Annotated in this window: 25 protein-coding genes and 1 riboswitch; of the genes, 8 read left to right on the top strand and 17 right to left on the bottom strand. The window is 66.9% G+C overall.

Annotated features, from left to right (window positions below; translation table 11 throughout):
- Nucleotides 1-207 precede the first annotated feature (207 nt).
- Together C5E05_RS04030 and C5E05_RS04025 are read right to left on the bottom strand one after the other, a co-directional pair.
- A complete protein-coding gene (locus C5E05_RS04030) occupies nt 208-1125 on the bottom strand; it encodes a dihydrodipicolinate synthase family protein (protein ID WP_104341144.1) in 918 nt (305 codons plus the stop codon).
- Nucleotides 1125-2288, bottom strand: coding sequence for a mandelate racemase/muconate lactonizing enzyme family protein (locus C5E05_RS04025; protein WP_104306528.1), 1164 nt, complete (start codon nt 2286-2288; stop codon nt 1125-1127). Before C5E05_RS04025 ends, C5E05_RS04030 begins: the two co-directional genes overlap by 1 nt.
- An 87-nt stretch (nt 2289-2375) precedes the next feature.
- Here C5E05_RS04025 and C5E05_RS04020 point away from each other — a divergent pair, with 87 nt between their 5' ends.
- From C5E05_RS04020 to C5E05_RS04005, 4 genes are read left to right on the top strand one after another with little or no spacing between them, the layout of a single operon-like run.
- On the top strand, nt 2376-3170 hold the full coding sequence (locus tag C5E05_RS04020) for an IclR family transcriptional regulator (protein WP_104299197.1): 795 nt from the start codon (nt 2376-2378) through the stop codon (nt 3168-3170).
- A 48-nt stretch (nt 3171-3218) separates the two neighbouring features.
- Entirely contained in the window at nt 3219-4481 is a 1263-nt protein-coding gene (locus C5E05_RS04015; RefSeq protein ID WP_104306529.1) for an ABC transporter substrate-binding protein, read from the top strand.
- On the top strand, nt 4478-5452 hold the full coding sequence (locus C5E05_RS04010; protein ID WP_146081026.1) for a carbohydrate ABC transporter permease: 975 nt from the start codon (nt 4478-4480) through the stop codon (nt 5450-5452). The genes C5E05_RS04015 and C5E05_RS04010 overlap by 4 nt, the downstream gene beginning before the upstream one ends.
- Nucleotides 5453-5461: 9 nt before the next feature.
- A complete protein-coding gene (locus C5E05_RS04005) occupies nt 5462-6301 on the top strand; it encodes a carbohydrate ABC transporter permease (protein WP_104341143.1) in 840 nt (279 codons plus the stop codon).
- Nucleotides 6302-6806: 505 nt separating this feature from the next.
- Here C5E05_RS04005 and C5E05_RS04000 read toward each other — a convergent pair.
- From C5E05_RS04000 to C5E05_RS03975, 6 genes are all read right to left on the bottom strand, one after another.
- Nucleotides 6807-7499: an amino acid ABC transporter ATP-binding protein gene (locus C5E05_RS04000; RefSeq protein WP_258064754.1), complete on the bottom strand. Its 693-nt coding sequence runs from the start codon at nt 7497-7499 to the stop codon at nt 6807-6809.
- A gap of 119 nt (nt 7500-7618) precedes the next feature.
- Nucleotides 7619-8488, bottom strand: a complete 870-nt coding sequence (locus C5E05_RS03995; protein WP_104241997.1) for an amino acid ABC transporter permease — start codon at nt 8486-8488, stop codon at nt 7619-7621.
- Between the two features lie 33 nt (nt 8489-8521).
- Nucleotides 8522-9367, bottom strand: coding sequence for an ABC transporter substrate-binding protein (locus tag C5E05_RS03990; protein WP_104341141.1), 846 nt, complete (start codon nt 9365-9367; stop codon nt 8522-8524).
- A gap of 84 nt (nt 9368-9451) precedes the next feature.
- Nucleotides 9452-9976 (bottom strand): cupin domain-containing protein, encoded by a 525-nt coding sequence (locus C5E05_RS03985; protein WP_258064753.1) that lies wholly within the window; start codon nt 9974-9976, stop codon nt 9452-9454.
- A complete protein-coding gene (locus tag C5E05_RS03980) occupies nt 9969-11315 on the bottom strand; it encodes an amidohydrolase family protein (RefSeq protein ID WP_104306533.1) in 1347 nt (448 codons plus the stop codon). Before C5E05_RS03980 ends, C5E05_RS03985 begins: the two co-directional genes overlap by 8 nt.
- Nucleotides 11312-13147, bottom strand: coding sequence for an adenosylhomocysteinase (locus tag C5E05_RS03975; RefSeq protein ID WP_146081025.1), 1836 nt, complete (start codon nt 13145-13147; stop codon nt 11312-11314). The genes C5E05_RS03980 and C5E05_RS03975 overlap by 4 nt, the downstream gene beginning before the upstream one ends.
- 107 nt (nt 13148-13254) lie before the next feature.
- Nucleotides 13255-13369: riboswitch (SAM riboswitch) on the top strand.
- Between the two features lie 77 nt (nt 13370-13446).
- Here C5E05_RS03975 and C5E05_RS03970 point away from each other — a divergent pair.
- Nucleotides 13447-14130, top strand: coding sequence for a hypothetical protein (locus tag C5E05_RS03970; RefSeq protein ID WP_104341139.1), 684 nt, complete (start codon nt 13447-13449; stop codon nt 14128-14130).
- Nucleotides 14131-14254: 124 nt separating this feature from the next.
- Here the strand turns inward: C5E05_RS03970 and C5E05_RS03965 are convergent, their stop codons facing one another.
- From C5E05_RS03965 to C5E05_RS03945, 5 genes are all read right to left on the bottom strand, one after another.
- Nucleotides 14255-14614 (bottom strand): hypothetical protein, encoded by a 360-nt coding sequence (locus C5E05_RS03965; RefSeq protein ID WP_104241063.1) that lies wholly within the window; start codon nt 14612-14614, stop codon nt 14255-14257.
- A 9-nt stretch (nt 14615-14623) separates the two neighbouring features.
- Nucleotides 14624-16006 carry an NAD(P)-binding domain-containing protein gene (locus tag C5E05_RS03960; RefSeq protein ID WP_104341138.1) on the bottom strand — a complete coding sequence of 461 codons (1383 nt, stop codon included), beginning with the start codon at nt 16004-16006 and terminating at the stop codon, nt 14624-14626.
- A 114-nt stretch (nt 16007-16120) separates the two neighbouring features.
- On the bottom strand, nt 16121-16684 hold the full coding sequence (locus tag C5E05_RS03955; RefSeq protein WP_104241065.1) for a hypothetical protein: 564 nt from the start codon (nt 16682-16684) through the stop codon (nt 16121-16123).
- 77 nt (nt 16685-16761) lie between these two features.
- Complete coding sequence (locus C5E05_RS03950) at nt 16762-17328, bottom strand: hypothetical protein (RefSeq protein WP_146081024.1); 567 nt, start codon at nt 17326-17328, stop codon at nt 16762-16764.
- Nucleotides 17329-17415: 87 nt separating this feature from the next.
- Nucleotides 17416-18147 (bottom strand): alpha/beta fold hydrolase, encoded by a 732-nt coding sequence (locus C5E05_RS03945; protein ID WP_104341136.1) that lies wholly within the window; start codon nt 18145-18147, stop codon nt 17416-17418.
- A 68-nt stretch (nt 18148-18215) separates the two neighbouring features.
- Here C5E05_RS03945 and C5E05_RS03940 point away from each other — a divergent pair, with 68 nt between their 5' ends.
- Nucleotides 18216-19400 (top strand): cation:proton antiporter, encoded by a 1185-nt coding sequence (locus C5E05_RS03940; RefSeq protein WP_181059341.1) that lies wholly within the window; start codon nt 18216-18218, stop codon nt 19398-19400.
- A gap of 124 nt (nt 19401-19524) precedes the next feature.
- Here the strand turns inward: C5E05_RS03940 and C5E05_RS03935 are convergent, their stop codons facing one another.
- The 3 genes from C5E05_RS03935 to C5E05_RS03925 form a co-directional block, all read right to left on the bottom strand.
- Nucleotides 19525-20016 carry a histidine phosphatase family protein gene (locus C5E05_RS03935; RefSeq protein ID WP_104241069.1) on the bottom strand — a complete coding sequence of 164 codons (492 nt, stop codon included), beginning with the start codon at nt 20014-20016 and terminating at the stop codon, nt 19525-19527.
- A gap of 180 nt (nt 20017-20196) precedes the next feature.
- The gene (locus C5E05_RS03930) at nt 20197-21039 is read right to left on the bottom strand and encodes an alpha/beta fold hydrolase (protein ID WP_104241070.1); all 843 of its coding nucleotides are present in this window, start codon (nt 21037-21039) and stop codon (nt 20197-20199) included.
- A gap of 206 nt (nt 21040-21245) precedes the next feature.
- Entirely contained in the window at nt 21246-21602 is a 357-nt protein-coding gene (locus C5E05_RS03925; RefSeq protein ID WP_104341135.1) for a hypothetical protein, read from the bottom strand.
- Between the two features lie 87 nt (nt 21603-21689).
- On the opposite strand from C5E05_RS03925, the gene C5E05_RS03920 reads away from it, so the two are divergent.
- On the top strand, nt 21690-22274 hold the full coding sequence (locus C5E05_RS03920; protein ID WP_104341134.1) for a hypothetical protein: 585 nt from the start codon (nt 21690-21692) through the stop codon (nt 22272-22274).
- Nucleotides 22250-23131 (top strand): hypothetical protein, encoded by an 882-nt coding sequence (locus C5E05_RS03915; RefSeq protein WP_146081023.1) that lies wholly within the window; start codon nt 22250-22252, stop codon nt 23129-23131. The genes C5E05_RS03920 and C5E05_RS03915 overlap by 25 nt, the downstream gene beginning before the upstream one ends.
- 75 nt (nt 23132-23206) lie before the next feature.
- Here C5E05_RS03915 and C5E05_RS03910 read toward each other — a convergent pair whose 3' ends face one another.
- Nucleotides 23207-23632 (bottom strand): VOC family protein, encoded by a 426-nt coding sequence (locus C5E05_RS03910; RefSeq protein ID WP_258063109.1) that lies wholly within the window; start codon nt 23630-23632, stop codon nt 23207-23209.
- Nucleotides 23633-23649: the final 17 nt, after the last annotated feature.

The raw sequence follows: 23649 nt of genomic DNA, 5'->3' as shown, positions 1-23649 counted from the left end.
ACTCCGCGCTGCACCAGAGAGGTCCTTGCTCGCTTGAATCGGCCCTCGCATGTTGATGTTCGGACAGTGGAACCAGTCCGCCGCTACGAGCCCGACCGTCCGAGCGCGGAGATCCACGACGGTGAGAAAGTCGCCACCGCGCTTGGGATGCGAAAACGAAACCACGCGTCGTTCATGACTGCCGGACTGCATCCTCGCATACGGTCATCACCGGCTCGATACCGGAGTCGGGATCGAGAGAGACAAGAGGACGGCTGTGAGTGCATCCCGCGAACGAGCGCTCAGGGGCTTTGCGGGCGCCCTCACGGTCGCCGCAGCAATGATGCCGCGGAGCACGAGTACTTCTTTGTGCACGCTCCAGGCGAGGCCGGGTTGCACACCCAAGAGAATCAGTGGCAGCAGGGACGCGAAACCGCGGCGTGCTTCGAGATGATTTCCAGCGTTCCACGCATCAAGGACAGGTCTGAGGACATCGACGAATTCGCTCGCAGGCATGGTGCCCGTCGCGCCACGAGCGTATTCCTCGAGGCAGAGCTGTGCGTTGTTCCCACCCAGAACGGTGAACTCGGGTGTAGCGCAGCTCGCGGCGACAGTGTCGATCTTCTCTGCCGTCGGCGGTGCCTCGACTTTCACCGATGAGATAGCCGTGACTCGGCTCAGCTCCACGATGGTGTCGACTGGGAACTGCACTCCGGTCGGGCCGGGAGCATCCTGCAGCATGACCTCGGAACCCAACTCGCTGCAGGTGTTCGCGACTTCGCCGTAGAAGTCGAGAAGTTGCGGTGGGGTGGGTTTCACCATGAACGGCGGAAGGACCATCAGTACATCGGCGCCCTGCTCGGAGGAATCTCTCGCCTGTTCGACGGCAGTAACTGTCGACATGGCGTTCACTCCCGCGACGACAGGAACGGCGCCGTCAGCCACGGCGCGAACTTCTTCGAGAACCAAGCGGCGCTCCGATGCTGTGAGCGCGAAGGCCTCGCTCGCGTTGCCGTTGACAGCGACTCCGTCGACTCCGCTTTCCAAGCAGAACTCAGTAAGTCTGCGGAGGCTGGGGAGATCGAGCGTGCCGTCGGGATTGAACGGCGTCGCGAGAATGGGAATGAGGCCTTGGGGGGCTGGCATCAGCTGTGTTCCTTTGCGAGTTGGCGGATATGTGGTTCGTCGATGTCGATTCCCAGGCCGGGGCCGTTCGGTATCCGGAAGCTCGCCCCGTCCGGGAGGAGCGAGGTGGTCAGGATTGATTGGCCGATCTCGGTGCTCGTCGGCTGGTATTCGAAAGCGAGAAGGTCGGGGATTGCGGCGCTGAAGTGGATGCCAGCGGCAAGGAGCACGCCGAGGCCCACTGAATGGTGGGGCGCGGTCGGCAAGTGGCGGGCTGAGCAGACTTCGGCGATGCTGAGAGCCTCGGTGAGGCCCGTGCGCCCGACGTCAGGTTGCGCGAGGTCGAGTGCACGCTGTGCGGTCCAGCGTTCGAACTCGAATCGGTTGCGTAGCGTTTCTCCGACGGCGATGGGGATGGGGCTGCGCCGAACAAGCTCGCGATGGGCTTGCTCGTCCTCGGGAACAAGCGGAGCTTCGAGGAACCAGCCGCCGAGTGCGCTGAGCCCTTCCGCGAGGCGCAGGCCGTCGTGGGGCGAATAAGCCCAATGGGCGTCGACGGCGATCCGCAGCTGAGGCGCTGCCTCGTGGACTGCCGCGACGGTCGCCAGATCGTGGTCAACACCCAGGCCGAGGTGCAGTTTTACGGACCTCATGCCCGCGTCCTGCCATTCGCGGGCGAGTAGCGCGCGGTCGGCGTCGGTTGAGCGTGGGAGGCCGGAGACGTACACGGGAACTTCTTCGCGGAAGGCTCCACCGAGCAGCTCGACGAGCGGAACGTCGTGGAGACGGGCTGCGAGGTCCCAGAGGGCTATGTCTATCGCTGCGAGCGCGTCAGCCTGGTGGCCCACGAGGTGTCCTCGCTCACGCATGAGAGAAGTCGTGCGGTTCCAGGCTGGTCGTGGTGCGACGGCACTCATGCCTATGAGTTGCGGCGCAATGAGCCGCCGAATGATCATGGCCAGAATCTCCGGGCCAACTGGTGCGAGCCCTTCTCCCCATCCGGCTGTGCCGTCATTGGCGGTGATCTTGACGAGCACTGTCTCGAAAAGTGGGGAGTACAGGCTCCGCCACGGTTCACGAACGTGGTAGCCAGCGGGCACGCTGGCTCCACCCTGCAAGGCCCCGAGGTAGTTCTCCCGGTGCTGCAGCTTGAGGACGAAGACCTCTACGGACGCAATTCGCATGCATATATCCAATCAGTGGTTGCAGTCATGCACTGTGCGGATTACGCTATCCATTATTGTCGGGGTTGTCTAGCGATGGGAGAAGTCATGGCAGCAGATGGAGCCAATCAGGGGCTTGAGCGGGCTGCATCCGTTCTAGAAGCGATAACCCGCTGCGGGCCTTCCCGGGTCGCGGACATCGTGACGGAGACAGGATTGGGACAGTCCACGGTTTCCCGGCTCCTGACCTCGCTCGAGCTGCTCGACTACGTCGTGCGCGATCCGGAATCCGGCACGTATCGTCTCGGGTTGATCTTCCTGGCGATGGCCGGTGCCGCGCTCAACGAGCAGTCCGTTTTTCGGCACGCGAGGCAACCCGGTCAGCACCTCGCGGCGTCGCTGGGGCTAGGCGTGAACGTCGCCATCCGTCGGGGTGGGGAGCTCTACTACCTCTCGAATTTCGAGGGTGCGCTCGCGCCGAAGAGCTTCACACTCATGGGGCATCGCAGTCCTCTGCATTCGACGGCTCTCGGAAAATGCTTGCTCGCAGGGCTATCCGGCGACGAGCGCCGTGCATTGCTGCCTGATCTCGAACCGTTCACCGTGCACACCATCGTCGACCATGAGCGTCTTGATGAGGCAGTCGCGTCCGTGCACCGCAGCGGCTACTCGACGGAACGCGAGGAGTTGGCCCTGGGGCGATCCTGCGTTGCCGCCCCCATCCGCAACTCCGAAGGAGGCATTGTGGCCGCGATTTCGATTTCAGGACCCCTCAGCGCGCTTGACCTGACTACTCGCGAGTCGGAGATCGCCCAGCGGGCAATCGAGGTTGCCGATTCCATCAGCACAGCGATGGGCTATCTGGGTCCCCGCGCTTCGACCCAACACCCGCACCGCGCATAGCTGGCTCAGCAATCATCCCCACCTCAGCACACAAGGAAGTGTCGCAGCATGCAACGAACCCGAAGAAACAGCATCCTCTCCCTCACAGCGATCACCGTTCTCGGACTGACCGCCTGCGGCTCCGGTGACACCCCGGATGCCACGGGGTCGATCACCCTGGAGTTCCCGAGTTGGCAGGCCGAAGACCCTGCATTCGGCGCTTGGTGGAGCGAGGTGATCACCGAATACGAAGCCCAACACTCCGACGTTGACATCGACTTCTACCAGGTCCCGTTCGGCAGCTACGTTGACCAGTTGACGACTCGGTTCGCCGCGAACGACCAACCGGAGATCGTGCACCTGCCTGCGCGCAACGCGTCTGAGTTTGCGAGCCGGGGTTGGCTCGCTCCGTTGGATGCGCACCTTGACGGCACCGACATCCCGGAAACGTGGACGCCGCTGCAAACGGAGATGGAGTGGGAAGACCAGTCGTACGGAGTGCTGCTCCTGGGCTATGGCTACACGCTCTACTACAACGCGGATCTGTTGGAGCAGGCCGGCCTACCCGTACCGACTACGGGCGAAGAGGTTGTCGCCGCCGCGGAAGCGATAACTGGCAACGGCGTCTACGGATTCGGTGCAACAACCCAGCAGAGTCCAGACAACTACACCGAGCTGATGTCGTTCATCACCGGCAACGGGGGTGCGCTCGCAAACGGGAGCGTGTTTACGGTCGACACTCCTGAGGCTATCGCCGGAATGGAGCAGTATAGGGCCGCGCTGGCGCAGGCACCGGCGGGTATCCAGACGCAGCAGCGCAACGAGCTGTTTCTCAACGGCAACATCGCGATGCTGTTGGACGGGCCCTTTTTTGTTGCAGAGCTCGACGGAGCCGCAGAGAGTGTCGCTGGTTCGCTGAAGACGGCGGCTGCGCCATTCGAGACCATCCCAGGCGGGGTGAGCAACAGCATCCACTTGCCGGCGGGCTTGGATGAGCGGACCGAGCAGGCGGCGTGGGAGTTCATCGAGCTCGCGTCGAGCGCTGAGTGGCAGGAACGCTACACGGAGCTCGCGGCGGTGCCTGCACCGCGCACTGGTTCGATCACCGAAGAAGCCCTAACCGACCGGCCGGAGTTGGAGCTCTTCCAGGAGCTCGCGGATGAGGCTGTGAGCATCTACCCGCAGGATGCGCAGCAGCGTGAAGAGTTCACAAGGCTCAGTCAGATCGTGTCGGAGGCGGCCATCACGCTCACGACCACAGACACACCCACGCCTGAGGTCGCAGCTTCCCTGCAGGAACAGTTGGTGCGCGAATTCGGGAGCGGCTCGTGACTGATGTACGCGAACGGGAGAGCGTGAACGTAGCTTCTGACCGGCAACCGCGGTCGCGACCCGCGACGAAGACTGGTCGGCAGGCTTCTCCGACTCGTCGACGGGATGGACTGTTTGCTTACTCGACGCTGACGCCAACGCTGGTCGTGGTTGGCCTGCTTATGGCGTATCCGTTCTACGTCGCCATCGACCTGTCGTTCAGGGGCGGCCGCGTGCAGTCGTTGGATGAGGTCGGCTCCTTGCCGTTGACGTTCGATAATTACGTGCAGATCCTTACCGATCCTCAACTGCTCGGCGACCTCGGACGGTCCGTCGTCTACACGCTTGGAGTGCTCATCCCGGCGTTCCTCATCGGACTCGCATTGGCGCTCCTGTTGAATCGCAGTTTCCCGGGGCGCAGGATCTTCCGGCCGCTCGTGCTGCTGCCGTGGGCCGTGCCTGGCATCGCAGTCAGCGCGGCATTCGCATGGATGCTGGACGCGTCGTACGGCATCGTGAACGCTATCCTCCGCAATCTGGGCATCATTCAGGAGAACATTGCCTGGTTGGCCGACCCGGATTCGGCAATGCTGGCGGTTATCATTCCGACTGTCTGGAAGTACTACCCGTTCTTCACTCTCGTGTTGCTGGCCGCGCTGCAGAGCGTGCCGGGTGAGCTGTACGAGGCTGCGCAACTCGATGGTGCGAAGGCCAGGCAGCAATTTCGCTACGTCACTTGGCCTGCCGTGCGCACTGCGTCGGCGCTTTCCATCGTCATCACGGCTATCGGCATCTTCCGGGAGTTCGATTTCATCTACCCGCTGACCGGGGGCGGGCCGAACAACGCCACGCAGACGTTGGCGATACGCATCTACAACGAGGCATTTCAGTACTTCCAGCTCGGGCTCGCTGCGGCCCTTGGGGTCATCACGATGCTCATCGCTACGGCAGTGCTGGCATTCTTCATGCGCTCGCTGCGCACTCAGAGTTAGGAACGAAGCATGCGTCAACTTTCACGCCCTCGGCAGTACGGGCTGCTTGCGATCGCTCTCGTCGCGAGCGGGATCCTACTGTTTCCCATCTACTGGATGGTCATGACGTCCCTCGTGCCGTCTCGAAGTCTCCTGACGGAGAACCCGCCACTTTTCCCTGCGTTGGACGAGGTCTCGTTCGACGCGTATACGGAGGTCATCACGGGCCGCCCGATCTTGACGTGGCTCGGGAACTCCGCGCTGTCGACGCTCGGCGCCGCCGTCGTGTCCACCGTCGTGAGCACGCTGGGCGGATACAGCCTGTCGCGATTCCGCACGCGAGGGCAGCAGGCTATGGGGTTCAGTCTTCTCGTGAGCCGGGTGCTGCCGGGCACCCTGCTTATTATTCCGTTGTTCATGGTGTTCGCCACGACACATCTCATCAACAACCTGTGGTCGGTCATCCTCGTGAATATCGCGGCGACGGTGCCATTCACGACTTGGCTTATGAAGGGCTTCATCGATTCGGTCCCGGTTGAAATCGAGCAGGCTGCCATGATCGACGGATGCTCGAGGCTCGAAGCGCTCCGGCTCGTCGTCCTTCCCGTGCTCCTGCCCGGCATCGCCGCAACATTCACCTACGCCGCAATCCTGACCTGGGGCGACTTCTTGTTCGCGCGCACATTGATGTCAAACCCTGACGGATGGACCATCACAGTCGGTATCGCTTCATTCATCGGCGAGTTCAGCGTCGACTGGTCCGGCCTCATGGCAACTGGCCTTCTGTCGACAATCCCGATGGTCATCCTCTTTCTCTTCCTCGAACCCTTCCTCGCGAAAGGTATGACAGCCGGAGCCGTCAAGGGCTAGATGGCTTCGCAACTTATGTGACGGTGACGGAGGCGACGTGCTCGAATGTGTTTTCACCCACGGACGCTTCCCGCAAAGTGTGGCGCGGGTGTGGGCACGTCGGGCCAATGCAGCAACGGTATTGTGGGCAGGAGGATCGGGGCGCACTCTCGATGAAACTGCCGGTGCACGCGGGTACTCGTCACTTCGAGTGGCGCTCGGGAGCAGGGGCGGAAACCGTGATGAGTGAAAGCGTCCTAGCTGTGCTGCGACAGCGGGAACGTCTGATCCGCCCCACTCCAGGTCGTTGACCTCCTCGACGGAAGCCCACCGAAAGGGATCGTGGGACGGTGCTGCTTTGCCGATCTACGTCCTGAGCCGTGACCAGATCACAGGCGAGATCGATGGCGACATCGTCAAACGCGGTCTTCGAGCCATCGACCAGCTCCGCTGCGTCTGTGCGAGTTGCGCGCTGCCATAGCTAGCTTTCGGACAAACGAGAGCTAGGACTTTCCCGATCTACTCCTCACGCCCCGAAGTTCACCCGCGACAGGAACTCCACCGTCTCGGGCCGCTGCGGGTTCGTGAAGAACTGCTCGGGTGCCGCGCGTTCGATGAGCACGCCGTCCTTGAGGAACACGATCTGGTCGGCCACGCGGCGCGCGAAGCTCATCTCGTGCGTCGCCATCAGGATCGTGGCTCCCTGCTCCTTCAACTCGAGCACCACATCCAGCACCTCACCCACCAACTGCGGGTCGAGCGCGCTCGTGATCTCATCTAGCAGCAGCACCTTCGGCTCCGTCATGATGGCCCGGGCGATCGCCACCCGTTGCTGCTGACCACCAGACAGGCGATCCGGGTAACTCGTCGCATGCGCACCCAGGCCCACGCGCTCGAGGATGGCCGTGCCCCGCGCTGCCGCCTCAGCCCGAGGCGTCTTGTGCACCTTCCGGGCAGCGAGCGTCACGTTGTCGAGCACCGTCATGTGCGGGAACAGGTTGAAATGCTGGAACACCACACCGATGCGGCTCCGCACCGCGTCGGCATTCGCGCGCGGGTCGGAGATGTCCTCGCCGTCGAGGAAGATCTGCCCATCGTCGACCCGCTCGATCAGGTTGATCGTCTTCAGCAGCGTCGACTTGCCCGAACCGCTCGATCCCACCAGCACGATCACCTGATGCGGCAGCACGGAAAGATCGATGCCGCGCAGCACCTGCACGTCACCGAACTGCTTGTGCACGCCCCGAACTTCCAGGACCGGCTTCAGGTCACCGGTGGTGCCAGCGGATGCAGCAGCGCCCGCGGCGGCAGGCTCGTCGTCGTACGCGTACACGTCGCTCATACCGTGCCCCCGATCTGCTCGCGCTTCTGCGCCCGAGCCGTGTACCAATCCGTGAGACGGATCATCGGCAGGCTGATCAGCACGAACAGCAGACCCGCGACTACGTACGGCGTGTAGTTGTAGGTGAGCGCCGTCTCGATCTGCGCGGCCCGCACCGCATCCACCGCACCCAGGATCGAGATGAGGCCGACGTCCTTCTGCATGGAGATGAAGTCGTTCATGAGGGCCGGCGTCACCTTCCGCACACCCTGCGGCATCACCACCAGGCGCAGCGTGGCAGCGTGTGAGAGGCCAAGCGAACGCGCGGCCACGCGCTGCGTCGGATGCACCGACTCCATACCCGCCCGCAGCACCTCGGCGACATATGCCGAGTACACGAGCACAAGCGCGAGGGTGCCCCAGACGGCCGCATCCACCCGAGGGAAGATGCCCAGCGCCGGAACGCCGATACCCACCAGGTAGAGCACGATGATGATCGGCATGCCCCGGAACAGGTCCGTGTATACCGTCGCGACGGCACGCAATGGGAAGAAGACCGGACCGCGCAGCGTGCGGATGACCGCCAGCAGCGTCGCGAAGATCGCCACCCCCACCACGGCGACGGCGAGCACGCGGATGTTCAACCACAGCCCCTCGAGCACCGTCGGCAGCACTTCGATCGCGTAGTCGAGATCGAAGAACGTCTCCGACACCGCCGCCCAGCCAGGCGTGTTGATGAGCGTCGCCCACACGATGACCGCGAACGCGAGCGTCGAGACGAGCGCCACCAGCACCGAACGCTGCGACTGGCGTCGCCGGAACGCGCGCCGCTCGAGCTCGATCGCACTCGGCGACCAAGGCTCGGCGGCCGCGGCGCTCGCCGACACCTCGGCGGGAGAAGGAGGGACCTGCGACACGGGCTACTTCAGCGTCGGAACGTCAACCGACGTCTCGAGCCACTCGGTCTCGAGCTCGCCGAGCTTGCCGTTGTCACGCAGCGCATCCACGGCGGCCGTGACCGGTGCGGTCAGCGCAGAGTCCTTCGGCAGCACGATGCCGAACTCGTCGCCACCCTCGGTCGAGTCGAACTGGCCGATGATCTTGCCATCATCGAGCTCCACCCCGGTGAGATAGAACGCCGTCGGCAGGTCGGTGACCAGCGCGTCGATCTGGCCGCTCTTCAGCGCCAGCACCGTGTCCTCGTTCGAGTTGAAGACCTCAGGATCCTTGCCGAGCGCATCCTTCGCGACCGAGTAGCTCGTCGACGCCGCGGCGACACCGACCTTGGCGTCCGCGAAATCGGCGATCGATGCAGCACTTGCGACGCTCGACCCCTCGGTCGTGATGATCGCCTGGGTCGTCGTGTAGTACGGCGACGAGAAGTCGACGGCGTTCTTCCGCTCCTCGGAGATCGTGAACTGCTGCAGGTTCAGATCGAAGTCCTTCGGCCCCGGCGCGACGGCGCTGTCGAAGGTCGTGCGCACCCACTCCACATCCTCCGGCGCGTACCCCAGCTCCTCGGCAACCGCCAACGCGACGGCGGCTTCGAAGCCCTCGCCCGTCTCCGGAGCGTTGTCGATGACCCACGGGTAGTACGCCGGCTCGCCGGTCGCGATCGTCAGCTTGCCCGGCGTGAGCGTCTGCAGCCCGTCACCCTCGGCAGCCGGCTCAGTCGTGGACGTGCCGGAGCACGCGGAAAGTGCGAACAGCGCGGCGATGACGCCAGCGGCGGCAGCGCCCTTGCGGATGCGGGAGGAGAGAGTCATGACAAGCCTTTCGTTCACTGCTGAAGATAAGGGAAGGCGCACGCAGGCATGCGCCCATTACGCCTGGTTGCAGGCAAGGCAGGCTCACGCCTCGTGATCGTCGACCAGCGTGAAATCGTCGAAGCTGAAACCGGGGGAGACGAGGCAGCTCACGAGCACCTCGTCCTCGCCCGGCAGTGTGCGCTGCCAGTGCCCGGCGGGGACAAGGGCCTGCGCGTGCCGGAGGTCGAGCGTGACGGGCTCGCGGGCATCCGGCGCAGACCCGTTGCCGCCCAGCTGCAGCTTGAGCGAGCCTGGGCCGTGCCACATCCAGATCTCGTCGCTCGTCACGAGGTGCCAGGCCGACGACTCGCCAGGTGGGAGCAGGAAGTGGATGAGCGTGGCCGCGGGCCGCTCGCCGTTCGGGGTCTGCAGGCGGTCGCCCGACGTCCACGTGCGGCGATACCAGCCGCCCTCGGGGTGCGGCTGGAGGCCCAGCTCCCTGGCGCGCGCGGGGATGGCGGACGGCTCGCGCGCATCCGCATCATGACGCCCCTGCGTAACTGCCCCTTCGGCTGCAGTCGCCTGCGTCTCGCCCTGCTGCTGCTCTGCGTTCTCCTGCTCAGCCACGTGAAACCTCCAGCTCAGTGGTGTCGGCGGCCCAGACGAGCTCGCCGCCGATCATGGTCGCGGACGCACGGCCTGCCCCCGCCTCGGCGAGCGCGACGATACCGTCAGCCACCGACACCACGGGCACGTCGAAGAACGCCAGGTCGGCGCGCGCGCCCACGGCGAGGTACCCGGTGCGGTCGGGACCGAGGTCGAGGCCCATCGCGTGCGCCCCGCCGAGCGTCGCCGCCGACAGGATCCGCTCGTGCAGGTCGTCGCCCCGATACCCTTGCGAGCGCGCCACCTCGACGAGCGTCGCGACATCGTGCATGAGGTCGAGCGAGGGACTCGATGACAGCGAGTCAGTGCCGATCGCGATCGGGCTGCCCTCCACGAGGTACTCCGCGACCGGCGGCGCATCGAGGCCGATGACCTCGTTCGACCGCGGGCACAGGGCGACGCTCGTGCCCCGCTTGCGCAGCAGCGCCCGGTCCGATGCCGTCATGTACACGCCGTGCGCGACGTGGCAGTCGGGGCCGAGCACGCCGAGCTGGTCGACGAACTCGGTCGCGCTCATCCCGAAGCCCGCCGAGCGCATCGCCCGGAAGCTCTCGAGCTTCACCATCTGCCAGGGCTCGCCGTCGACGCCGCTGCCATCGCGCTCACCCTCGAACGCGGCCTCGCCGAGGTGCAGGTGCGTGCGCAGCCCGCGCTGTCGCACGATGTCGGGGATGTCGAGCAGGGGAATCGCGTCGAGCGAATACGGCGCGTGCGGGGAGAGCCCGGCGCCGGGCGTGGTGGGGATGCGATCGAGCTCCTCCACGATGAGCTGACGGCCCCGCTCCTGCCAGTCCTCGTTGGTCCAGCTCATCACCTCCCAGTAGGTGATGCCGTGCAGGCCCGACTCGTGCAGCACGGGGATCGCCGTCGGGTCGGTGACGATATCGGCGACGCTGGTCGTGCCCGCGCGCAACAGGCTCTGCGCGCCCGCCATGGCGTCGGCGTACCAGTCGTGAGGGAGCACGTAGTCGCGGTTGAAGGCCTCGGCCCAGTCCTCGAACCCGTTGTACTGGCGCTGCCCGACCGCGGCCATGCCCGTGTACTGCAGGTGCGAGTGCGCGTTGACGAGCCCCGGCATCAGGATGCCGTCGTGGTGCACCTCCCGCGCCACGACGCCTTGCTCGGCGAGCGACTCCGTCACCCAGGCGCGCTCGCCGACGTGCACGATCTTGCCGCCGCGCACCGCGACCGCGCCGCCCAGGATCGGGGGCGCGGTGATCGGAATGACCAACGTCGCCGTGTAGACCGTGACGTCGTTCGTCGAGGTCGTCGCTGCGTTCTGCACGGGCGCTCCAGTCATGCGTTCGGGAATCTGGTGGGATGCCAGGCGGGCCTCGACCTCGGGCTCAGGCGCGAACCCGGGGCCGTCGGTTCGGACTCTGGCTCGGTCTCCGACTCGGTCTCCGCGAGTTCCGGACTTCTCGGCCCGTCGTCGGCACCGAGCATCCCCGCCGCGATGACCTCGTCGGCGCTCGGGGGCAGCGGATGCACACCCGGCCCCCGCACGTCGCCGCGCGCCAGCATGCCGGCCGCCGTGAGCTGCGCCGCGAACGAGAGGTCCATGATCTGCACCGGGTTGCCCTCAGCGGCGGTGATGTTGATGCAGCCGCCACGATCGAGGACCAGTGCGGGGGAGTCGCCGGAGACGGAGCTGGCCGCGGAGCCGGAGCCGGACGCGGATGCCGCTGCCGCGTCGTCGCCCGCGCGGTCGCCGTGCTCGGCCCCGGGCCAGAGCACCGCGTCGACCTTCCACGCCCGCGGTTCCAGCAGCGCACACAGCGAATGCGCGTCGCCGAGCTCGATCTCGTCGAGCACACCGCCCGCGACGGCAAACGCCGTGCCGGGGCCCGCCGCGCGCAGGTGGGCGGCGGTGATCGTCTGCGGCTCACCGGTCGCAGAGATGACGATGTCGGCGGTGCCCACCGTGTCCTCGAGGGGCGCCGTGTCGTAGCCGGCGTACCGCGCCTCGAGCGCCCGCACCGGGTCGAGCTCGCACACCGTGACCACCGCCCCAAGCGCGGACGCGTGCTGCGCGACCCCAACCCCGACCGGGCCGAACCCGACCACCGCGACGCGTGCATCCGCGAAGCCCCTGCCGAGCTGGTCGAGGAGGTCGGCGATCGCGAAGACGCACGACTGGCCCGTGCCGTACCGGTTGTCGAAGCGGGTCTTGACGCGGGCGTCGTTGACGGCAAGGACGGGGATGCGCAGCGCCTCGCCCATGGCGTGCAGCGGGCGGAGGCCGCTCGTGGTCTCCTCGGCGGCACCGAGCAGCTCGACACCGTCGTGGGCCGCGAGGCGGATGAGGTGCGAGCCGTCGTCGAGCAGGAACTCGTGGCCCTCGGCGAGATACGCGCGCGCGTTCGCGAGCTGCCCGTCGGCGTCCGCGCCAGAACCAGCGTGCACGGCGAAGCCGCGAGCCCTCAGGGCATCGGCGACGGCGTCATCTGTCTCGTCGCTGTGCGCGTAGAGCGACACCTGCGCCCCGGCCTCGGCGAGCAGCAGCGAGAGCACGGCCGTCTTCGGCTCGAGCACCATGCTCACCCCGAAGCGACGCCCCCGCAGCACTCCCTCTGCCGCGAGCGACGCGGCCACCCTCGAGGAGGCTGGCATGAACCGGCGAGCCCAGTCGAGGCGCAGGTCGGCGTCACGGGCGGCCGCGTCGGAGCCAGGTTCGAGCGCCTCGGCCCGGCGGCGAGTGGAGTCGAGTCGCGCAGCGACGGGGTCGAGGCGCAGGGCTGTGGGGTCGAGCCGGAGCACGTCGAGGCCGCGGCCGTCGGCGAGGCGATAGCGGCGCGAGGGCAGTCGCGTCGCGAGCGCTGCGAGGCCGAGTGCCTCCAGTGCGGTTGCGAGAGCCCCGTCGTCGCTCGCGTCGACAACGATCGCCCCGTCGCGGAACGGCAGCTCGTCCGCTTCAGCAGCCGACGGACTGGCTCCGTCGGCGGTCAGGAAGACGTAGTCGGCCCGGTCTGACCCGCTGGAGACCGCGCCAAGCGCGCGCAGCAGGCTGCGGAGCGCGCCGGCCAGCTCGCCCGAACCAGTGACGTGGATGCGCTGCCCGGCGATCACCAGGTTCGTGGCGGCAGCGAAGGCGCGCACAAGCCGCTCGGCAGTCCAGGAGGCGTCATTCACGGCGCAAGTCTAGAGACAGCGGGCGACCGACTCGGGACACACGACCGGATTTCGTCACCGTCCGACATCGCATGCCCGTCCGTCGCTCGTGCTAGCCTCCATCCCACGTTCACGAGCTGCAGCGTCAAGTACCTGGCTAGCTGCACGGCAACCCTCCACCTGAGTGGGGTGCCCCAGGGGAAGAACGGGTCGGCACCGCCCGGTGCGCGACAAGTCAGTTCACGCACCAGCCGGTGCCGAGCGGGGCAACCCGCGCGTGCATCCGCCGAACGCGTGGCGTACCCGCGAGGAGCGCACCCATGCCCGAAACACCAACCCCAGGTGGCGACACCACCCGCAACCGGCGTGGCATCCACCTCATTCACGCGAGGCGCGACTGGGACGCGGAACTCGACCAGGACGCCCTGGCCGCGTTCCGAGGGCTGCCCCAGGAGCTCCGCCGCGAGTGGCTACTCGCCGTCCTGCGCTGGCCGCCCCACTCGCACGGCACGCCGACCTTCGCCATGGCGTTCCTGTCCGGCATGTTCCGCAAGGGGCAGGTGGACACCAAACCCGACTGGCAGGAGTTCGCGGGGCGCTGGCACCAGCTCGGCTTCTCGCCGATGCTGTTCCTGCTGCTCAACGTGACGGCGCAGAGCCGCGCGCGGTTCCTGCTCGAAGCCCACGAGAAGGCGCCGAACGGGGCATCGCCCGCGCCGCTGCTCGAGCGCGCCGGGTTCGAGCAGGGGCGCATCGGCTACCGGGCAGGTCACCTGCGTCCCAGCGACTGGAAGGAAATCCCCACCGCCTACGAGAACGGCGACTTCGCCAGTGCGGTCGTCGTCTGGCTCACGAGAGCGGGGGAGGCTCAGAGCGGATGCGCGAGCTGCGTCGCCCGCAGGCTCGAACGGCGCGCCTTCCGCGATGAGGGTACGCGCGGCGATAACCGGCTGCGCGACACGAACCTCGAGCACCTGAGCCGGAAGCCCAGCGAGCGAGACTGAGGGGCGGCGTTCTCTCGAAACCACCGAACAGCGGGCGCTGGACGCCGTGCAGTGGTTTCGAGAGAAAGGTCATGCCCTCGCCGGCTGCCCTCGAGCGGGCGTCGGACAGGAGGAGCAGGGACGCCTACGCGTCGACGACCCCCGTGAAGCGAGTCCCGATGCCATACGAGAACTCCCGGGTCGTTCCGGCGGCAGGCTCCGGCAACTCGTCGAGGTCATGGTTGTCGCACGACACGTACGTGAACTCCGGCCACCACTTCTTGGGCCGCACCTTCTCCACCGTCCCGCACACCTCGCACGTCAGCGTCGCCCACACCGGGCGCTTGCCCGTGCGGTTCGCCCGCGACTGCGCCAGCCACGCCGGCGGGTTCGCGTCCAGCTCCGCCAACGCCTCCTCGGCGATGTACGGGGGCAGGCCGTTCCGCTTCGCCATCTCCAGAGGGATGTCGAGGCGGATCGCTGCATCATGTCGGCTGAGCTTCATCCCGCCAGCCTAGAGCGCAGCCGCACCGGCGGAGTCCGCGGCCGTGTTCGCAGCCGGCAGCGGAGCGAGGTACCTGGCCAGGCTGTCGTCGAGCTCATCCACCCACTTCGTGTGGTGCGTGGATGCGATCGTGCCCGTCATCACGGAACGGTAGGCGCGGTCGCGGTACCCCATGATGTCCTCCGCCTTGTCGCGCTTCCACTCGAGGAAGATCTCCACGACCTCATCGAGGTCGAACATGGGGTAGTCGGTGGCCTCGATGAGGTCACGCACGTAGTCGGCCTGGAAGCGGATCTCATCCGCTGCCCCGCCGATCGCGTGGAAGCGATCGAGCCACGCCTCGATGTCGGCCCGGCGCGCATCCACGCTCGGCAGCACGACGTCGCCCAGGATCACGTCGCGCACGAACCAGGCCTGCGCGTCGAACATGTTGAACGTGAACCACTGGTCCTGCGCGCCCAGGTAGAAGAGGTGCGGGTTCTGCTCCCACACCACGCCCTTGTAGAGGCCCTCCGGGTACACGTTGTTGGGGGAGTCGAGCGCCAGCTCGCTCGGGAGGAACGGGTACTTGTGCAGGTAGCCCGTGCACAGGACAACCGCGTCGAAGTCCTTCTCCGTGCCGTCCGCGAAGTGCGCGGTCGAGCCGTCGAACCGCGTCACGAGCGGGCGCTCCTCGAAGCCGAGCGGCCAGTCGTAGCCCATCGGCGCCGTCCGGTAGCTCGCGGTCACCGAGGTCGCACCCATCTTGTGGGCCTGGCTGCCGATGTCCTCCGCCGAATAGCTCGAGCCGATGACCAGCACGTCCTTGCCCCGCAGGTTCTCCGCGCCGCGGAACTCGTGCGCGTGGCTCACCTGGCCGGGGAACGTCTCCAGGCCCGCGAACGTGGGCATCTTCGGGAACGAGAAGTGCCCGGATCCCACGACGATGCGGTCGAACACCTCACGGCTCGTCTTCTTCGACTCCAGGTCCTCGCTCACGAGCGTGAACTGCTGCGTCGCCTCGTCGAAGTCGACCCAGCGCACCACCGTGTTGAAGCGCACGTGCTTGCGCACCCCGGCGCGCTCGACGCGGCCCGAGATGTAATCCCACAGGGCCGGCCGCGGCGGGTACGAGGAGATGGGGCGGCCGAAGTGCTCGTCGAAGCTGTAGTCAGCGAACTCGAGGGCCTCCTTCGGGCCGTTCGACCAGAGGTTGCGATACATGCTCGAGTGGACGGGCTCGCCGTGCTCGTCGAGGCCGGTCATCCACGTGTAGTTCCACTGGCCGCCCCAATCCGCCTGCTTCTCGAAGCAGACGATCTCCGGGATCTCCCGCCCCTGCTCTGCCGCCGACTCGAACGCTCGAAGCTGTGCCATGCCGCTCGGGCCCGCACCGATGATCGCAATTCTCATGTTCTGTTGTTCCCTGGTTCTGTATGTCTGGTCGAGTTACGTATGACGCTGTACTGACCACCAGGTTAACAAGTCGCGTTCTCGTCGCCGCCGACGGCGACGCGGATGCGCCGCTCAGGGCATGCAGACAGCGCTGTCCTCTTCGACCTCGGTGCTCGACGAGTCATAGCCGCCGGTCTGTACCGAGCCGGCGACGATGGCCGTCCCCATCGTCGAGAACGTGTACGTCGTCGTGACGAGCGGGGTCGGCTTCGCGGGCGCCTCCGTGTCGAGTCCGTAGACCGCGCCGAAGTCGGGCAGCTCGGGGAGCTCCAGCTTCTCGGTGTCCGTCTTCAGCGTCAGCTCGTGCTCGTCGGCGAACGCCTGCATGGAGGACGCAGTCCAGCCCTCCTGGCTGCGGGTCGCATCCAGTGCCGGCTTCAGCTCGGTCTCGCACCGCTCAGCCAGCGTCGAACGGAAGACGAGCGTGCCCCCGAAGATCGTGGCCGCGATCGCCAGCAGGCAGAACACGACGCCGCCGAACCTGATGTAGCCGAGGTACGCGTCGCTCCAGTTCGGCTCGCGGTCGCGGAACATCCACCGCTGGCCCGTCGATGCGGCAGCCGCCGGCCAGCCGGCCTGCCACACCCCGAGCACGGCGAAGAGTGCGGCGACGGCGAAGATCGGGAAGAAGTCCATGAGGGCTGATGCTAGACCCGACGCGGGGTGTCACGCGCGCTCCGTGAACGCCAGGTCACCGCGTCGTCGCGCCTCGCTCAGCAGGCGCAGGTCATGCTCGCGAACTGGTTGAGCCCGACGACCGCGAAGATGACGCCGGTGATGAGGAACACGGGCGCCCCCAGGATGCCGCACCAGAAACTCGGCGCCTGCTTCTCGCTCGGCAGGAAGAAGGTGACGATCGCCACCGCGATCGCCCACAGCGACACGGGGGCCAGGAACGGCTGCTCGAACACCCAGATCATCGGCACCCAGTGCAGGCCCACGATGAGCAGCATGACGGGTGCCATGAGCTCGCCCTTCTTTTTCCGCAGCAGGATGATTGCGGCGATGAGGCCGCCGACGACCTCGACCGCCACCATGGCGATGTAGACCGCGAACGGCACGGAGTCGACCCGCAGCGCCGTCGCGCTCGTCCAGTTCCTGATGGCCGTCGGCAGCGTGATGCCCACAAGTGCGACGCCGGCGAGGCTCAGCACCCCGAAGACGATGCGCCAGGCCCAATGTCGGGGCCGCTCCTGCGCCCACCCCGCCCAGACGAACGTCGCGAAGCCGAACAGGGACGCAGTGAAGATGACATCTCTCGGGAATTCGACGGACAGCATGCGCACCCCTTCATCGTTCATCGATGTGCGGCTCAGCCTAGGGGAGCGAGCCGCCCCGGGGCGGGGGAGAAGTGCCCTGACTCCTCGTCAGATCAGGTCGCGGATCGCCCCGTAGCTCGCATCCACGTCGTGCAGCCAGAACGGATGGCCGACCTCGGGAAGCTGACGCACCTGCCACCCGAGAGCCTCGAGCTCGGCGGGCATCGGGGCGGGAACCACTGCCTTCCCCTCGGAGGAGAGCACGATCGTGGATGGCACGACCGGGACGGCAGGCGCGTACGGGGCATGCGCGACCTGATCGAAGATGCCCACCGTCATCTTCCCGTCGAAGCGCTTCTTCGCCCGAGCGTTCAGCGCCCGCGTCTCTGCCGAGTACCGCTTGGTGTCATTCGTGCCCGTTGCGGCGCCCGCCAGCATCACGAGCGGCAGTGTCACTCCGGACAGCGCCCAGAACACGCGCGCTCCGACTCCCTCGCTCGGCAGTCCGAGCTTGAACCCCGGATCGAGGTAGATGGCCCGTTCGGGGCGAAGCCGGGGCGCCGCCCGCACGAGCAGGGCACCGCCCAGCGAATGCCCGACCGCGCTGTGCAGATCGTGCGGAAGCGTCTCGATCAGGTCATCGACGAACTCGTCGAGTCGGTAGCTCTCGGCCCGCGGGCTCTCGCCGTGGCCGCGCAGGTCGACGGCGATGGCCGTGTACTCGCCCGACTCGGCGATGCGCCCGGCCAGCGAGCCCCACAGGTCGGCGCTCGCGCCGATGCCGTGCACCAGCGCCACCTTCCGCGGGCCGTCGCCGGTGGTGATCGTGTGCAGCTTCATGCATCCGCTCCAGTGCTCGTGTCCGAATCGCCGCCCACGCTACGCGTGCCCGCTGTTACTCTGAGCGCGTGTCGGAACCCGGGGTCTTCCTCATACCGGCCCTCGCAGTGCTGGCCCCCCTCTTCACGCGCAGCATCTCGCGCTGGGTGAAGGTGCCCATCGTCGTGTTCGAGCTCCTCCTGGGCATCGCCGTCGGGCCGAGCTTCCTCGGCTGGGTCGACAAATCGGACCTGCTCGACTGGCTTTCCGAGTTCGGCCTCGCCGCCCTCTTCTTCGTCGCCGGCAACGAGATCCGCTTCCGCAGCCTCGGCGGCGGCCCACTCGCCCGCGCATCGCTGGCCTGGGTTGCGAGCCTCGTCATGGGCCTCGCCGCCGGGTTCCTCATCGCGCCGGGAGAGGCGGCCGTCATCATCGCGATCGCCCTCAGCTCGACCGCGCTCGGCACGCTCATCCCCATCCTCCGCGACGCGGGGGAGCTCAGCTCGCCCTTCGGCAAGGCGACGACCGCCATGGGAGCGGTCGGCGAGTTCGGGCCCCTCGTCGCGATCTCCATCTTCCTCGGCACCCGCTCCCCGGGCGTCTCCACGCTCGTGCTCGCGCTGTTCGTCGTCATCACCGGCGTCGCGATCTTCGTCGCGGTGCGCATGCAGCACGGGCACCTGCATCGGCTCGTGAGCGCGAGCCTCCACACCTCAGGTCAGTTCGCGGTGCGCGTCGTCATCTTCACGCTCGCCTGCCTCGTGGCCCTCAGTGCGATGCTCGACCTCGACATCCTCCTCGGCGCCTTCGCCGCCGGAGTCATGTGGCAGATCATCATGCGCAGCGCGCCGGAGGCCGACCGCGAGCAGGTCGAGAGCAAGATCGAGGCCATCGCCTTCGGCTTCCTCGTGCCCCTCTTCTTCATCTACACGGGCGTCACCTTCAACCTCGATGCGCTCCTCGGCAGCCAGCTCGCGCTCATCCTGCTGCCGGTGTTCCTCATCCTGCTGCTGGCGATCAGGGGGCTACCCGCCCAGCTCGTCGCACCGCGTGGCGCGGGCAACCGCGAACGGGCGGGTATCGGCCTCCTCAGCGCGACAGCCCTGCCCATCATCGTCGCCGTGACCGCGATCGGCGTCGACCAGAAGGTCCTCGACCCCGGCCTCGCGTCGTCGCTCGTCGGAGCGGGAATGCTCTCCGTGCTGCTCTTCCCCATCCTCGGCATGGCACTGCGGCCAGCGGACGCGAAGCGGCACGAGAGCGCCAACGTCTGACGCCGCGGGATTGCTGCAGGGACACGGCGGGATTGCCGACGGAACACGGCAGTGAGGAACGTACCGTCAGGTGTGAGGGCCGTCAGGTGCGGCAACCGTCAGAGACGGCGCTCGTGTGGAGAGGTCAGCGCGGCGCTCGGAAGGCCGTGATGTTCGCGGAGTTCCAGCGCAGCGCATCCCACTCGCCGTGGAACGTCAGCACGGTGATCCCCGAAGTGGGGTAGCCGTGCCGGATCTCCCGAGCCAGCTCCGAGTCCTTGTCGGCGGCCAGCGCTATCGCAGTGCCCGAGACGGTCGGCTCGTGGCCGATGACGAGCAGCGTCTGCACCTCGGCGTCGGTCTCCTTGACCTGCTCGAGGTAGTCGTCCTCGCCGCCCATGTAGAGGGTGCTCGGGAACTCGGCGGGAGCGAGGATCTCGGCGGTCTCGAGCGTCTGCCGCGTGCGGGCAGCCGGCGAGCAGAGCACCTTGTCGACCTTCGGCGCGTTCGCGCGCAGCCAGTCGCCGGCCTCCGCGGCCTCCTGCACGCCCCGGTCGGCGAGCGAGCGCTGGCGGTCGTCGATCGTCATCGGATGCTCGGCCTTGGCATGGCGGAGAAGGATCAGAGTGCGGGGCATGGGGCCAGCCTAGAGAACGAGATGGGCAACACGTCGAAGGCTGACCGCGTCGGTCGCTTTCGCGAGCTGCATGGGTCGGCAGCGACTGTTTCGCCACGCGATCGCGCCCCGCGCATCCGCTTTATATCTTTGATATCTGCGGAGGCGCGGGGCGCGACGTCGTGCGGACTGCTCGGTCTGTCAGGCCTTGACGAACTTCAGGAGCGCCGCGTTGACTTCCTCGGTGTGGGTCCACAGGAGTCCGTGCGGGGCGCCGTCGACCTCGACGTACTCGGCCTCAGGGAACGCCGCGTGGAACGGGCGCCCCGTCGCGTCGATCGGCAGGATGTTGTCGCTCGTGCCGTGCAGGATGAGCGACGGCTTGCCGCTCGCGCGCACCGCCGCGACGTCTTCGCGGAAGTCCTCGATCCACGTGGGCACAACGGCATAGGCGGCGACCGGCGCCGACTGGGTTGCCGTCGTCCAGTTCGCGTCGACGACCTCCTGGCTGATGCGCGAGCCCAGGTTCTCGTCGAGGTTGTAGAAGTCCTTGTAGAAGTTCGTGAACCAGGCGAAACGGTCGGCCTTCGCGTTGTCGGAGATGCCGTCGAAGACCTCCTGCGGAACGCCCGTGGGGTTGTCGTCGCGCTGCACGAGAAACGGCTCGAGCGAGGCGAGGAAAGCCAGCTTCGCAACACGGTCGTGACCGTGCTTGCCCACGTACCGCGCCAGCTCGCCGGTGCCCATCGAGAAGCCGACCAGGATCACGTCGCGCAGGTCGAGGGTCTCGAGGACCACGTTCAGGTCGTTCGCGAACGTGTCGTAGTCGTAGCCCTCGGTGACCTTGCTCGACTCACCGAAGCCGCGGCGGTCGTACGTGATGACGCGGTAGCCAGCGGCCAGCAGCTCTCGCGTCTGCCGCTCCCAGCTCGCCCCATTCAGGGGGTACCCGTGGATGAGGACCACCGGCTGCCCCGCGCCGTGGTCCTCGTAGTAGAGCTCGATGTCCGTGCTGTTCTGCGTCCCGACCTTGATGTAGCCCATGGCGGTGCTCCCTTCATCGTGGCGAATGCGACCGGCCCCGAGACGAGATCGTGCGGCGAGGCGTCGCGGAGGCAATCCAAGGGCACGCGCCTGACCGCGAACCGAGACTGTGACACCGAAAGGCTCCGAGCGTCGCCGTCTTGAGGGCGGAGGCGAGAGTCTCAGCGGGCGGGGCGAGGAGTGGTGGGGGCCGTGGTCGAGGTGAGTCAGGTCGTCTGGACTGCGCGGAGGTCACCTGCTGGTGGGAACGGCAGCAGGTACTCGTTGTGCGGCACGGTCATGTCACCCCAGTCCTCGCGCTTCACGCGGATGCGGATCGCCGACACCTCCGTGATGCGCACACGGGTCCAGCGGTCGTCCTCGAGGCGCAGCTCGTAGGCGTCGGCGAGGTAGCCGATGCCGGTCTCCTCCAGGAGGGTCTCGGCCTCCAGCCAGTCGATGGCATCCGAGCGCTCCCGCCCGAGCAGGTCGATGACGACGAAGCCGTCGCCGCGCGGGCACATCCACCCGAGAAGCTCGCCGTCTCCTCGTCGGTGCTCGATCCATTCGCTGGGTGCAGTCATGCGCCGATGCTAGCCAGCCGCCGCAGACGGTTGGCGAGGTGTGGATAACTTCTGCGCGAATTCTCGGAGGCCACTACGTTGACGCCCATGCGTTCAGGGGAGAGAAGCAGGCGTGCCGTCACGGCCGCGCTGCTCGTCATGCTCAGCGTCGGGTCGGCCATCGGGGTGAGCGGATGCGCGCCCCAGGAACCGGCCCCAGGGTCAACCCCCAGTCCAACGCTCAGCGCGCCGCTCGGCACCGCGCCCGTGCTGCCGACCAACGAAGAAGCCCTCGCGATCGTGGAGGAGCTCGTGCCCGCTGCGATCGCGGCTGAGGTCCGCGCAGGAACAACCGGCGACTTTGCGGAACTGGAGACATTGGCGGGCCCCGACTATGTAACTGAAGCACGTACCGGGGCGGAAAACATGGCGGCAGAGTCGCTCCACATAACAGGTCAAATCCACGTGGATTCGTTCGCGGTTCAGAGCGTGAGCGTCGATCACGGGCTTGTAGTCATTCGCACTTACGGGTGCTATGACATTTCGTCGACTCAACTTGTGGACGTGACCGGCACAAATGTTAGAGGTTCAGAAGTGCCGGTGCGCGTACCTGTGGTGTTCCGCGTGCAAACTGACCCGTTGGACTTCAAGCTAATGGAGACTTCGCCGTGGCCAAGTTCCACGTCCTGTTAGTGGCCTCGGTTCTGGCCGCGGGCATCCTGGTTGAAACACCTGATCTCCTGCCCACGTGCACGGTCTTCGCCTTCCAGGGCGGCAGCTGCGGAGGCGCATCGAATGGTGGCGACAGCGTCAACATTCAGGTGGAAGAGACGTACTCGGAGGAGTCCACATCTCCGGACTTCTCCGACGGCGGCGGGGGCGGGTGGGACGACGGAGAGAGCGGCGGAGATGGTGGCGATGCAGCTGCCCCGGGCGGCCCGCCTTCGTTCACGCCCAGCGTGAGGGCTCTGGCGTCGCCGATGAGCTCGCTCCTCACGCCGGTGCAGTGCCGAGGCTGCGGGGGCGGTGGGGGAGGCGCACGACCGACCGTGCCGGCCCCGCCCAGGAGCTTCACGATCAGCGACGTGCTCACGCTCGCACCGGCATCGGTGACGCTCACGGCAGAGCCGTCCACGTGGAGCATCGTCGGCTCCCACACGAACTTCTTCACGACAGCGACCAGGCATAGCGCTGCAGGCACCGTCCTCGGGCACCCCGTCACCGCGACGTTCACGCCCGTGTCCTACCGATGGAATTCCGGCGACGGCACCACGCGGGAGACGACCACGCCCGGAGCGAGCTGGGCGGCACTCGGCCAGGAGGACTTCACCGCAACGGCGACCAGCCACGTCTACCGCGAGAAGGCCACCGTGCAGGCTTCCGTCACCGTCGTCTACGCGGCAAGCGTGACCCTCGCGAACGGGGCGAGCATTCCCGTCACCGGCACCCTCGACCGAGCCTCCGCGGCTGTGCCGATCGAGCTCTTCACCGCCGACACCGTCATCACCGTCGGCGACTGCAGCGAGCACCCGCAACAGCCCCGTTGCTGATCTGCCCCAGACAACGACCGTCGCGAGCGAAGGCGAGCGAGCACGAACGCGAACTCGAACCCAGCTCGAGGCCGGCTACTCCTGCCCGGCCTGATCGAAGACGACGGAACCGTCGGGCAGCACCGCCCAGCCCGGGTTGTGCGCCACCTCCCAGACGACGCCATTCGGGTCCTCGACGAGCCCATGGAAGACCCCGCCGAACTCACCCTCCTGCGGCACCTTCAACATCACCCCGCCACCGGAAGCCATCGCCGACACCACCGCGACGACCTCCTCCCGGCTGCCCACGTTGTGCGCCAGCGTCACACCGGACACCGTCGACCGCTGCTCGCCCGTGCCCAGGTCACGGTCGAACTTCTCCGCATCGAAGAAGCCAAGCACCTGACCGGCCCCGATCTGGAAGAACAGCACCTCGCCCACCACGTCCAGCAACGGCTCCCACCCCAGCGCCTCCGAGTAGAAGCGCCGCGCCTCGTCCAGATCACGAGTCGCGAACGTCACGAAGTTCACCTGCTGCT

The sequence above is a fragment of the Pseudoclavibacter sp. AY1H1 genome, assembly GCF_002931055.1.
Classification (GTDB): domain Bacteria; phylum Actinomycetota; class Actinomycetes; order Actinomycetales; family Microbacteriaceae; genus Pseudoclavibacter.
The sequence above is the reverse complement of the archived record's forward strand: the minus strand, read 5'-3'. Positions and strand labels throughout refer to the sequence as shown.